The sequence below is a fragment of the Streptomyces sp. PL-29 genome, from assembly GCF_058344425.1.
The window spans coordinates 5,148,044-5,159,865 of record NZ_CP136996.1; the positions used below are offsets into that span (position 1 = coordinate 5,148,044).

General features: G+C 71.6%; 11 protein-coding genes. 6 read left to right on the forward strand and 5 right to left on the reverse strand.

Translation table 11 applies throughout. The features are described from left to right. Positions 1-22 precede the first annotated feature (22 nt). From frr to R4Z63_RS23875, 6 genes are all read left to right on the forward strand, one after another. Positions 23-580: a ribosome recycling factor gene (gene frr / locus R4Z63_RS23850; RefSeq protein ID WP_030028670.1), complete on the forward strand. Its 558-nt coding sequence runs from the start codon at positions 23-25 to the stop codon at positions 578-580. Next, positions 580-1,656 carry a phosphatidate cytidylyltransferase gene (locus R4Z63_RS23855; protein WP_384449983.1) on the forward strand — a complete coding sequence of 359 codons (1,077 nt, stop codon included), beginning with the start codon at positions 580-582 and terminating at the stop codon, positions 1,654-1,656. The genes frr and R4Z63_RS23855 overlap by 1 nt, the downstream gene beginning before the upstream one ends. Before the next feature lie 132 nt (positions 1,657-1,788). After that, positions 1,789-2,904, forward strand: a complete 1,116-nt coding sequence (rlmN, locus tag R4Z63_RS23860; protein WP_037928391.1) for a dual-specificity RNA methyltransferase RlmN — start codon at positions 1,789-1,791, stop codon at positions 2,902-2,904. A 252-nt stretch (positions 2,905-3,156) separates the two neighbouring features. Continuing rightward, positions 3,157-4,257: a thiamine ABC transporter substrate-binding protein gene (locus tag R4Z63_RS23865; RefSeq protein WP_384449979.1), complete on the forward strand. Its 1,101-nt coding sequence runs from the start codon at positions 3,157-3,159 to the stop codon at positions 4,255-4,257. A gap of 116 nt (positions 4,258-4,373) precedes the next feature. Beyond that, positions 4,374-5,990, forward strand: a complete 1,617-nt coding sequence (locus R4Z63_RS23870) for an ABC transporter permease (protein ID WP_037928395.1) — start codon at positions 4,374-4,376, stop codon at positions 5,988-5,990. Then, positions 5,990-7,033 carry an ABC transporter ATP-binding protein gene (locus R4Z63_RS23875; RefSeq protein WP_384449976.1) on the forward strand — a complete coding sequence of 348 codons (1,044 nt, stop codon included), beginning with the start codon at positions 5,990-5,992 and terminating at the stop codon, positions 7,031-7,033. Before R4Z63_RS23870 ends, R4Z63_RS23875 begins: the two co-directional genes overlap by 1 nt. Positions 7,034-7,040: 7 nt before the next feature. Here R4Z63_RS23875 and R4Z63_RS23880 read toward each other — a convergent pair whose 3' ends face one another. The 5 genes from R4Z63_RS23880 to R4Z63_RS23900 form a co-directional block, all read right to left on the reverse strand. After that, positions 7,041-8,297: a cytochrome P450 gene (locus tag R4Z63_RS23880; RefSeq protein WP_384449973.1), complete on the reverse strand. Its 1,257-nt coding sequence runs from the start codon at positions 8,295-8,297 to the stop codon at positions 7,041-7,043. A 38-nt stretch (positions 8,298-8,335) separates the two neighbouring features. Further along, on the reverse strand, positions 8,336-9,739 hold the full coding sequence (locus R4Z63_RS23885; protein WP_037928401.1) for an NAD(P)/FAD-dependent oxidoreductase: 1,404 nt from the start codon (positions 9,737-9,739) through the stop codon (positions 8,336-8,338). Beyond that, positions 9,736-9,996: a ferredoxin gene (locus R4Z63_RS23890; RefSeq protein ID WP_052031269.1), complete on the reverse strand. Its 261-nt coding sequence runs from the start codon at positions 9,994-9,996 to the stop codon at positions 9,736-9,738. The genes R4Z63_RS23885 and R4Z63_RS23890 overlap by 4 nt, the downstream gene beginning before the upstream one ends. Before the next feature lie 112 nt (positions 9,997-10,108). After that, complete coding sequence (locus tag R4Z63_RS23895) at positions 10,109-10,759, reverse strand: hypothetical protein (protein ID WP_384449969.1); 651 nt, start codon at positions 10,757-10,759, stop codon at positions 10,109-10,111. 106 nt (positions 10,760-10,865) lie between these two features. Beyond that, a complete protein-coding gene (locus R4Z63_RS23900; protein WP_384449966.1) occupies positions 10,866-11,771 on the reverse strand; it encodes a DMT family protein in 906 nt (301 codons plus the stop codon). Between the last annotated feature and the right edge of the window lie 51 nt (positions 11,772-11,822).

Consider the following 11,822-nt stretch of genomic DNA (forward strand, 5'->3'; position numbering starts at 1 on the left):
TCAAGACATGCAGGAGCACGTGGTGATCGAAGAAATCCTCCTCGAGGCCGAGGAGAAGATGGAGAAGGCCGTCGTCGTCGCGAAGGAGGACTTCGCCGCGATCCGCACCGGCCGTGCGCACCCGGCGATGTTCAACAAGATCGTCGCCGACTACTACGGCGCCATCACGCCCATCAACCAGCTCGCCTCCTTCGCGGTTCCCGAGCCGCGCATGGCCATCGTGACGCCGTTCGACGCGTCCGCGCTGCGCAACATCGAGCAGGCCATCCGCGACTCCGACCTCGGTGTCAACCCGAGCAACGACGGCCGCATCATCCGGGTGACCTTCCCCGAGCTGACCGGGGAGCGCCGCAAGGAGTACATCAAGGTCGCCAAGAACAAGGCCGAGGACTCCAAGGTCTCCATCCGCTCCGTCCGCCGCAAGGCGAAGGACGCCCTCGACAAGCTCGTCAAGGACAAGGAGGCGGGCGAGGACGAGGTCCGTCGCGCGGAGAAGGAGCTCGACGACACCACCGCGAAGTACGTCGCGCAGGTGGACGAGCTCCTCAAGCACAAGGAAGCCGAGCTCCTCGAAGTCTGATGAACGACTCTTCCTGGCAGCCGGAGCCGGTTCCGGCGGGTCCCGCATACGATGCGCAGGTGGGCCCGCACACTCGGCCCATGCCCATCGTGCCCGATGCCGCCGGCCGTGACTTCGACGACCGGGAAGCACGCGGTCGGGGGGCCGCCCTGGACGGCGGCTCCCCCTTCCGCGCCGATACGCCGCCGCAGGAGCCCATGCCCAGCCCCCCGCCTCCGCATGCCGAGCACCCGCAGGACTCCTCCCCTCCGCCGCAGAAGAAGCGCGCGGGGCGGGATCTGCGTGCCGCGATAGGGGTGGGCGTCGGTCTCGGTGCGGTGATCTTCGCCTCGCTCCTGATCGTCAAGGCCGTCTTCGTCGGCGTGATCGTCGTCGCGGTCGTCGTCGGCCTGTGGGAGCTCACCTCCCGGCTGCAGGAGAAGAAGGGCATCAAGGCCCCTCTGGTCCCGCTCGCCGTCGGCGGCGCGGCCATGGTCATCGCCGGATACGTCCGGGGGGCCGAGGGCGCCTGGGTGGCCATGGCGCTGACCGTGCTGGCCGTCCTGGTCTGGCGGATGACCGACCCCCCCGAGGACTACCTCAAGGACGTCACGGCGGGCGCCTTCGCGGCCTTCTACGTGCCCTTCCTGGCCACCTTCGTCGCGATGCTGCTCACCGCAGACGACGGGCCGCAGCGCGTGATCACCTTCCTGCTCCTGACCGTGGTCAGCGACACCGGGGCCTACGCGGTCGGCTGGCGCTTCGGGAAGACCAAGCTCGCGCCGCGCATCAGCCCCGGGAAGACCCGCGAGGGACTGTTCGGCGCGGTGGCCTTCGCCATGGCCGCCGGCGCGCTCTGCATGGAGTTCCTGATCGACGGCGGAGCCTGGTGGCAGGGCCTGCTGCTCGGCCTCGCGGTCGCGGTCAGCGCCACCCTGGGAGACCTGGGCGAGTCGATGATCAAGAGGGACCTTGGCATCAAGGACATGGGCACCCTGCTGCCGGGGCACGGCGGCATCATGGACCGGCTGGACTCGCTGCTGCCCACCGCACCGGTGGTGTGGCTGCTGCTGGCTGCTTTCGTCGGCACCGGCTGACCGGTCCCGGTCGGGTTATCCTGGAGGGCGCGCCGCGTGTACGCGGCGCGCCCTTTCCGTCCAGCGGCCGAGCCGCGGACCGGCCCTGCACGCGCGGGGTGACCCCCACCCCGTCGTACTGAGGAGTACCGCATGGCCCCCCGTCCCGCTCCGGGTGAGCTCACCTTCGTCGCTCCCCGCGGGGCCAAGAAGCCGCCCCGGCACCTCGCCGACATGACCCCGGCCGAGCGCCGCGAAGCGGTCGCCGCCATCGGCGAGAAGCCCTTCCGGGCCAAGCAGCTCTCCCAGCACTACTTCGCCCGCTACGCGCACGACCCCGCCGAGTGGACGGACATCCCCGCCGGCTCCCGGACCAAGCTCCAGCAGGAGCTCCTCCCGGACCTGATGAGCGTCATCCGGCACATCAGCTGCGACGACGACACCACCCGCAAGACCCTGTGGAAGCTGCACGACGGCACACTCGTCGAGTCCGTGCTGATGCGCTATCCCGACCGGGTCACCATGTGCATCTCCTCGCAGGCCGGCTGCGGCATGAACTGTCCGTTCTGTGCCACCGGCCAGGCTGGTCTGGACCGCAACCTCTCCACCGCCGAGATCGTGCACCAGATCGTCGACGGCATGCGCGCCCTGCGCGACGGCGAGGTGCCCGGCGGCCCCGCCCGGCTGTCGAACATCGTCTTCATGGGCATGGGCGAGCCCCTGGCCAACTACAACCGCGTCGTCGGCGCCATCCGCCGGCTCACGGACCCGGAGCCCGACGGCCTCGGTCTGTCCCAGCGCGGCATCACGGTCTCCACGGTCGGCCTGGTCCCGGCCATGCTGCGGTTCGCCGACGAGGGCTTCAAGTGCCGCCTCGCGGTCTCGCTGCACGCGCCGGACGACGAGCTGCGCGACACCCTGGTCCCGGTGAACACCCGCTGGAAGGTCCGCGAGGTCCTCGACGCGGCCTGGGAGTACGCCGAGAAGTCCAGCCGCCGGATCTCGATCGAGTACGCCCTGATCCGCGACATCAACGACCAGGCCTGGCGCGGCGACCTCCTGGGACGGCTGCTCAAGGGCAAGCGCGTGCACGTCAACCTGATCCCGCTGAACCCGACCCCCGGATCCAAGTGGACCGCCTCGCGGCCCGAGGACGAGAAGGCTTTCGTGGAGGCCATCGCCCGCCACGGCGTGCCCGTGACCGTACGGGACACCCGGGGCCAGGAGATCGACGGCGCGTGCGGCCAGCTGGCCGCTTCGGAGCGCTGACGTCCGCTTCTGACCGGTCCCATTCGGCCACGAGGTACCCTGTGGCCGAACCAATTGCATATTCCGACAGGGGAGCGCCACAGCGCTGAGAGTGCGGTATCCGTCATCCGCAGACCCTCTGAACCTCGCCCCGGTCATTCGGGGTAGGAAGTTCGGTCACCACTCAAGCTGTTGCGCCCTGCCCGGCGTCCGCTCCCACAGAGCGCCGGGCAGGGCCGCGTCTTCTCCTGGTCATCCCAGGAGGAATCACCAGTGAGCACCACCAGGAAGATCGCGGGCGCTGCGCTCGCGGCCGCGCTGGGCGTCACCACGCTCAGCGCCTGCGGCGGCGGCGACGCCAAGGACAAGGCCGCGGGCACCAGCGACGCCCCGAAGTCCAAGACCGTCACGCTCGTCTCCCACGACTCCTTCAACGTGACCGAGTCGGTCCTCAAGGAGTTCGAGCAGCAGAGCGGTTACACCGTCAAGGTGCTGAAGTCCGGTGACGCCGGCGCCGCCCTGAACCAGGAGATCCTCACCAAGGGCTCCCCCCGCGGCGACGTCTTCTTCGGCGTCGACAACACCCTGCTCTCGCGTGCCCTCGACAACGGCATCTTCACCCCGTACGAGGCCAAGGGCCTGGCCGACGTGAAGCCCGAGTACGTGCTCGACAGCGAGCACCGGGTCACCCCGGTCGACACCGGCGACATCTGCGTCAACTACGACAAGGCCTACTTCGCCGACAAGAAGATCGCCCCGCCGCAGACGCTCGACGACCTGACCAAGCCCGAGTACAAGAACCTGCTGGTGGTCGAAAACGCCGCGACGTCCTCTCCCGGCCTCGGATTCATGCTCGCCTCCGTCGGCAAGTACGGCGAGGAGGGCTGGCAGGACTACTGGAGCAAGCTGAAGGCCAACGGCGTCGAGGTCGTCGACGGCTGGGAGCAGGCCTACAACGAGCGCTTCTCCGGATCCGCGGGCGGTAAGAAGGCCAAGGGCGACCGCCCCCTGGTCGTCTCCTACGCCTCCAGCCCGCCGGTCGAGGTGCTGTACGGCGAGCCGCAGCCGGCCGAGGCCCCCACAGGCGTCGCCACCGGCACCTGCTTCCGCCAGACCGAGTTCGCGGGCCTGCTCAAGGGCGCGAAGAACGAGGAGGGTGGCAAGGCCCTCGTGGACTTCCTGATCAGCAAGAAGTTCCAGGAGGACATGCCGCTCCAGATGTTCGTGAACCCCGTGACCAAGGACGCCGCGCTGCCGGAGCTGTTCACCAAGCACGGCGTGGTGGTCGACAAGCCGGAGAACGTGGCACCGGAGACCATCGCCAAGAACCGTGAGCAGTGGGTCAAGGCATGGACCGCACTGGTCGTGAAGTAGCCGCCACGAAGGAGCCGGGAGCGGCGTCGGCCGACGACGCCGCCCCGGTCCCCGGACCGGGGCGGGCACCCGGGCGGGGCGGGAGCGGGCGGGCCACCGCCGTCCGCCTCGCCCTGATGGCCGCCCCCCTCGCCTTCTTCGGGCTGTTCTTCGCCTACCCCGTCGCGGCGATCGTCGGCCGCGGCCTCAAGACCGACACCGGATGGCAGTTCGGCCGGATCGGCGAGGTCCTGTCCCGGCCCGACATTGCCGGCGTGCTCTGGTTCACCACCTGGCAGGCGTTCGCCTCCACCGCGCTCACCTTGCTGATCGCGCTCCCCGGCGCGTACGCCTTCGCACGCCTGGAGTTCCCCGGCAAACAGCTGCTGCGGGCGGTGGTGACCGTGCCGTTCGTGCTCCCGACCGTGGTCGTGGGCACCGCCTTCCTCGCTCTGCTCGGGCGCGGCGGCATGCTGGAGGAGCTGGCGGGCGTCCGGCTCGACACCACCGTCTGGGCGATCCTGCTCGCCCACGTCTTCTTCAACTACGCCGTCGTCGTCCGTACCGTCGGCGGCCTGTGGGCCCAGCTCGATCCGCGCCAGGAGGAGGCCGCCCGGGTGCTGGGCGCCGGCCGGTTCGCCGCCTGGCGGCGGGTGACGCTGCCCGCGCTGGCCCCGGCCGTGGCCGCGGCCTCCCTGATGGTGTTCCTCTTCACCTTCAGCTCCTTCGGCGTCGTGCTGATCCTGGGCGGACCCGCCTACTCCACCCTGGAGGTGGAGGTCTACCGGCAGACCGCGCAGCTGCTGGACCTGCCGACGGCGGCCGTGCTGACGATGGTGCAGTTCGCCGCCATCGGCGCGATCCTCGCCCTGCACGCCTGGACGGTGCGTCGGCGCGAGACCGCACTGCGCCTGGTCGACCCGGGCCGTACCGCGCACCGGCCGCACGGTGGGGCGCAGCACACCCTCCTGGGCGGGGTCCTGCTCACCATCGGGCTGCTGATCGTGGCGCCGCTGGCCGTGCTCGTCGAGCGGTCCTTCGACACCCCCGGTGGCTACGGCCTCGGCTTCTACCGGGCCCTGCAGGACGCCGGCGCCGGCGGCGGCACCTTCCTGGTACCGCCGCTGGAGGCGATCTGGAACTCCCTGCAGTACGCGCTCGCCGCCACCGCGGTCGCCCTGGTCGTCGGGGGACTCGCGGCCGCGGCCCTGACCAGGCGCGGCGGCCGCTTCGTACGCGGCTTCGACGCGATGCTGATGCTCCCGCTGGGGGTGTCCGCCGTGACGGTCGGCTTCGGCTTCCTGATCACCCTGGACGAGCCGCCGCTGGATCTGCGGACCTCGTGGATCCTGGTGCCGCTGGCCCAGGCCCTGGTCGGCGTGCCCTTCGTCGTACGGACCATGCTGCCGGTACTGCGCGCGGTGGACGGACGGCTGCGGGAGGCCGCCGCCGTGCTGGGCGCGTCACCGCTGCGCGCCTGGCGGGAGGTGGACCTGCCGCTGGTGCGGCGGGCGCTGCTGATCGCGGCCGGGTTCGCCTTCGCCGTGTCGCTGGGGGAGTTCGGCGCGACCGTCTTCATCGCGCGGCCGGACCGGCCGACGCTGCCGGTGGCCGTGGCGCGGCTGCTGGGACGGGCCGGCGAACTGAACTACGGGCAGGCGATGGCCCTGAGCACCATCCTGATGCTGGTGTGCGCGGTCTCCCTGCTGGCGCTGGAGCGGCTGCGTCCCGACAAGACCTCCGGAGAGTTCTGATGACCCTGCTTCAGCTGGAAGGGGTGTCGGTCCGCTTCGGCGAGCGCGCGGTCGTCGACTCCGTGGACCTGACGGTGGACGAGCACGAGACCGTGTGCGTGCTGGGTCCGAGCGGCAGCGGGAAGTCCACACTGCTGCGGGTGGTGGCCGGGCTCCAGCAGGTGTCCGGGGGACGCGTGCTGCTGGACGGCGCCGACCAGGCCGCCGTACCCGTGCACCGGCGCGGCGTGGGCCTGATGTTCCAGGACCACCAGCTCTTCCCGCACCGCGATGTCGGCGCGAACGTCTCCTTCGGCCTGCGGATGCGCGGCGGCGGCCGTGCCGGGGGCCGCCGGACGTACCCCGACCGGGTCGCCGAACTGCTCGAACTGGTGGGGCTCCCCGGGGCACAGGGCCGCGCCGTGGCCTCCTTGTCCGGGGGAGAGCAGCAGCGGGTGGCGCTGGCCCGGGCCCTGGCGCCCTCGCCGCGGCTGTTGATGCTCGACGAACCGCTCGGCCAGCTGGACCGGGGGCTGCGGGAGCGGCTCGTGGTCGAGCTGCGAGGGCTGTTCTCACGCCTGGGCACGACGGTCCTGGCCGTCACGCACGACCAGGGGGAGGCCTTCGCGCTGGCCGACCGGGTGGTGGTGATGCGGGATGGCCGGATCGCTCAGGCCGGAACGCCACTTGAGGTGTGGCAGCGGCCCGCCTCGGAGTTCGTGGCACGCTTCCTGGGCTTCGAGAACGTGGTCGCGGCGACGGTGACGGGCGCGGTCGCCGCGACCGCGTGGGGCCGGGTCCCGGTCCCGGCCGGCTCCCCCGAAGGGGAACAGCGGCTGCTGGTCCGCCCGGCGGGAGTCGTGCTCCGCGAGGAGGCGGGCCTGGGCTGTGAGGTGGTGTCCCGGACCTTCCGCGGCACGCACGTCGGCCTGCGGCTGCGGCCGGGGAGCGGCCCGGTACTGGAGGCGGAGTGCGGACTGGCGGGGGCCCCGGCCGTCGGCGACCGGGTCGCCGTGGCCTTCACCCCCGCCGAGGTGGTCGTCCTCCCGCCGGGCGATCGGTAGGACGGGCTCAGGCCGCCTTCGGCAGGATGCCGTCGCAGGCGATGGGCAAGTGCCGGGGTCCGCGGAGCACCGCGTTCTGGCGGTACGGGGGCGGGTCCTCCAGCAGCCGGGGGTTGTCCAGTCGGCGGGCCAGCGCGCTCAGTGCCAGCTGCGCCTCCTGCCGGGCGAGCGGGGCGCCGAAGCAGCTGTGGATGCCGCTGCCGAGGCCGAGGTGCTGGTTGTCCTTGCGGTCGGGGTCGAAGCGGTCGGGGTTCTCGAAGCGCTTCGGGTCGCGGTTGCCGGACGCCAGGACCAGCCACAGTGAGGCGCCCTTGGGAATGGAGACCCCCGCGACCTCGATGTCGCAGAGCGTGGAGCGCTGCGGTACGAGCTGCACCGGCGGCTCGTACCGCAGGAGCTCTTCCACGATCGGGACCGACAGGGCGGGGTCCTCGCGCAGCCGCTGCAGGACGTCCGGGTGGCGCAGCAGGGTCAGCATCCCGTTCGTGATCAGGTTGACCGTGGTCTCGTGACCGGCGATCAGCAGCAGCGCGGAGGTGCTGAGCGCCTCCATCGTGGTCATCGCGCCGTCCGGGCCGTCCGAGGTCGCCAGCTGGGACAGCATGTCGTCGCCGGGGTTCTTGCGCCGCTCCTCGATCAGCCCGGCCAGGTACATGCCCAGCTCCATGCGGGCATCTGTCATGCTCTTGGCCCGCTGGCCGGGGTCCCCGTCCGGATCGGGGTCCAGGCTGGCGGCCAGGGTGTCCGCCCAGACGTGGAAGCGCGGTTCGTCCTCGCGCGGGACTCCGAGCAGCCGGCAGATCACCGAAACCGGGAACGGGTACGCGAACTGGTCGACCAGGTCGACCCGGTCCAGCGTCCCGGAGGTGCCGATGCCGTCGATGAGACCGTCCACGAGGCCGTGGAGTTCGTCGCGCATGTCGTGCACCCGGCGCGGGGCGTGCGGCGGCCCGAACGGACGGTTGGTGATCCTCCGCAGGCGGTCGTGGTCCGGCGGGTCCAGCCTGAGGAAGGAGGGCGGCAGGTCCGCCCCCTCCTCGTCGGCCGACTGTCCCAGCGGATCGTCACCGGTGGCCTTCAGGTTGCGTGCGTCCGAGCTGATCCTCGGGTCGTGCAGCAGGCTCCGGATCTCGTAGTAGGTGCTGACCACGTACGGACCGTCCCCATCGTGGGACACCGGGGTCTTGCGGAGCTCTTCGTAGAGCGGATACGGGTCGGCCCGGTTCGCGTAGTCGATGATCTCCCGCAGCAGGGCTTGTGTCATGACGGGTCCTCGTGGTCCTCGGGGCGGTCGCGGCGCGGTCAGCGCCCGGGGGTGAAGGTCATCTTGCGGTCGGCCGGCGAGTAGCCGCTGAGGGTGATGGTCGGGCCGTGGGTCGGCACCGAGGGGTCGGGGAAGTCCGCCGGTACCGGCTTGTTCCCCTCCGGCCTGCGGTCCACCGTGGAGAACGGCGGCGGGAACGGCGCGGTGCTTTCGATCTGGTGCTCGTAGAACGGCAGCCAGCGGCAGTTGTCGAAGGTCACGGCCGCGATCACCCGCCCCTGGTAGCCGTAGACGGCCGCGAACCGGCGCTCGGCCGGCGAGCCCTGCGTGATCATGATCTCGGTGCCCATCGGCGGCACCCCGACCGACTTGATGTTCACGCCGAACTGCGAGGACCAGAAGGCCGGCACCCACAGGTGGGGGCGGCGGTCCGCGCTCACGCTGAGCATGTTGTGCGCGGCGGTGTCGGCCTGTGCGACGGCGTTGCCCCAGTGCTCCAGGGACAGGAACTGGTAGCCGAACAGGGCGTGCGGGGAACGTGCCACGTCTCCCGCCACGTAGATGTCGTCGGTGACGATGCCCCGGACGTCGAAGGCCCGGCAGCCCGCGTCGCAGGCGATGCCCCGGGGGCCGGCGCCCAGTCCGGAACCGGCGAGCCACTCGGTGTTGCGCTGCGCACCGAGGGAGACGACCACCACGTCCGCCTCGACGGTGGCGCCGTCGGACAGGTGGGCGGCGCGGACCCGCCCGGAGGGGTCGCCCTCCAGGGCGGTGACCATGACACCGGTGCGCAGGTCGACCTCGTGCTCGCGGTGCATCTCGGCCGCCACCTCGCCGATCACCCCGCCGAGCGCGCCGACGAGCGGAGCGGAGCCCCGTTCGGCGACGGTCACGTTCAGACCGCGTTCCCGGCAGGCGGAGGCGATCTCGGACCCGGTGAACCCGGCTCCGATGACGACCACCCGGCGTGGGCTGTCGGTGAGGGCGCGCTGCAGTCCCACGGCGTCGTCGCGGGTGCGCAGGACGAAGACCCCGTCGAGGGAGGCTTCCTCCGCGTTGGGCCAGGGCCGGGCGCGCACGCCGGTGGCGATCAGCAGTCGGTCGTACTCGACCTCGTCGCCGTTGCCGAGCCGGACCCGGCGGGCGGCCATGTCCAGGCCCGTCGCGGGCACTCCGAGCCGCCAGTCGGCGTCGATCGCCCGGCGGCGGGGGAGCGTCGTGTGGTCCGCCACCGCGTTGCCCAGCAGGACCTGCTTGGACAGCGGGGGCCGGTCGTAGGGCTCGTGGGGTTCGTCGCCGATCAGCGTGAGCGAACCGGCGAACCCCTTCTCCCGCATGGTCTCGGCGGCCCGGAGCCCCGCGAGCGAAGCGCCGACGATGACGATGCGGCCTTCGCGCTTGAGGTGCTCCAGGGCGCCGTCGTGTGCGCCGGCAGTGGTCACCGCGGGCCTCCGGAGGGAGCGCTGGAACCGGCGGCGTCCGCGGCCGGCATGTTCGCCATGTCCTCGTCCGTGAGTTCGAGGAGGATGGCCTGGACCGGGCACGCGGCCACGGCGCGCAGTACGTCCTCACGCTGCTCGGGCGGTGCCTCCGGGTTGTAGAGGAGCGACTCGTCGCCGTGCATGGCGAAGACGTCCGGAGCGAGGAAGGCGCACTGGGCGTATCCCTGACAGCGGTTCAGGTCGACGACAAGCCTCATGACAGATCCGCCTTTCCCTCGGCTCCTGCGTCCCCGTCGCCCCCCGTGCCCTCCCTTTCACCAGCATGCACGTCGGGTCCGTCGGCCGCCTGCCGAGGTGTGCAGGCACAGGTCAGGGCGGGTCCGACCGGTCTGTCGGGCCGGCCGGACCCGCGGGTGCGGTGTCGCGGCGGGCGCGCAGGATGTACACGCTGACGATCAGCGCCCAGGCGGGGAACAGCAGCTCGGACCAGGGCACGCCGGAACCCACCACGATCAGGGCCAGCCCGATGACCGTGCCCAGCAGGGTCAGCGGCCGGGGGAAGGCGCCGAGCATCCGCGCGATGGTGGAGGTCGCCAGGACGAAGACGGCCGCGACCCGCATGGCGTAGGTCGCGAGGAGGGTGTAGGCGTAATGGCGGCCGAAGTCGGAGGGCGCCCCCTCGCTGAGCACGGTGCCGGCCGCCGCGGCGGCGGCGAACAGGGTGGCGACGAAGACGAAGCCGCTGCCGAGGAACACGGTGGCGACGAAACGGTCCTCCGCGTCGCCGGTGTGCGTGCGCAGGGCCCCCATGAACCACAAGAAGAAGATGCCCGCAAAGGGCACGATCTCCAGCGACACCTGCACGGCCCAGCGGTGGTCCGGGGCGATCGTCGCGTCGGCGCCGCCGGAGGGGATGGCGATCCGCATCAAGGCGATCGCCGTCGCCAGCAGCAAGGCGAAGGCGACTCCCGCCATTCCGGCCGCGCGCCGTGTCTTGAACCGGTCGGTCCTGCGTTCCACACGTCCCTCACTCTCTCCCCAGGTCCAGCAAGCGGCAGACGCTGCCGTGCCACCACCGGGGACGGCCGGCCGGGTGACGGCCGGCCGGGAGAGCGGGGACCGGGCGTCAGCCGACCGGCTCCGGCTCCGGCACCGGGGCCGGCTCCTCGGCGCCTTCGTGCTTGCCGTACCAGGCCACCGCCACCGCGCCGGTCACGGCCATGACGAAACCGACCACCGCCAGCCAGGCCAGGCCCGGGCGCGAGGCGTCACCGAGCCAGAGCACGCCGATCGCCCCGGGCAGGACCGTCTCGCCCACGACGAGGGCGGCGGTGGCTCCGTTCACCGAGCCGATCTGCAGCGCGACGGTGTGCAGGTACATGCCGCCGACGCCGGCCAGCAGGATGGCGTAGAGGGCCGGGTCGGTGAGGAGGGTGCCGAGGTCGAACGGGTCGACGCCGTCGAGGATGCGGACGCCGACGCCGAGCGCGCCGAATCCCAGCCCCGACAGCAGGCCCGCCAGGATCGCGGCCCCGCCGCCCAACAGGCGGACGGCCACCGTGCCGCCCACCATCAGCAGTGCGGTGATCCCCAGCAGCCACCAGTGCGTGGACATGGGCGCGTGGTGGCCGCCCTCGTGGCCGGCCGCCGTCGCCAGCAGCACCAGCGCGGTGCACACGACACCGATGGAGGCCCATTCCCGGCGGGTCAGCCGGATGCCGAGCATCTTCACGCTCAGGACGGCCGTGATGACCAGGTTGGCACTGATCACGGTCTGGGAGAGGAAGAGCGGAAGGAGGCGGGCGGCCAGGGCACCGAGCCCGAAGCCGACGAAGTCCAGGATGGTTCCGACGATGAACTCCCAGGTCATCGCCGCCTTCGCGGTGGACGAGAGATTCGGGCCGCCGTGGGCGGTCACCCCGGCGGCGGCCGGGGACGTCCGGGCGGCACGGCGCGATCCGACGGCTTGCAGCACGGATCCCGTGCCGTAGCAGATGGATGCCGCGACAGCGGTCAGCAAGCCTATGAGCACCGATGGCTCCGTTCACGTCTGGCAGGTTTTGCGGTACCTCTGCCAGACGTG

Excerpts from the sequence above, each read along its gene's own strand:
- R4Z63_RS23855 (WP_384449983.1), top strand. The coding sequence starts at position 580 with ATGAACGACTCTTCCTGGCAGCCGGAGCCGGTTCCGGCGGGTCCCGCA.
- rlmN (WP_037928391.1), top strand. The coding sequence starts at position 1,789 with ATGGCCCCCCGTCCCGCTCCGGGTGAGCTCACCTTCGTCGCTCCCCGC.
- R4Z63_RS23870 (WP_037928395.1), top strand. The coding sequence starts at position 4,374 with ATGGCCGCCCCCCTCGCCTTCTTCGGGCTGTTCTTCGCCTACCCCGTC.
- R4Z63_RS23875 (WP_384449976.1), top strand. The coding sequence starts at position 5,990 with ATGACCCTGCTTCAGCTGGAAGGGGTGTCGGTCCGCTTCGGCGAGCGC.
- R4Z63_RS23880 (WP_384449973.1), bottom strand. The coding sequence starts at position 8,297 with ATGACACAAGCCCTGCTGCGGGAGATCATCGACTACGCGAACCGGGCC.
- R4Z63_RS23890 (WP_052031269.1), bottom strand. The coding sequence starts at position 9,996 with ATGAGGCTTGTCGTCGACCTGAACCGCTGTCAGGGATACGCCCAGTGC.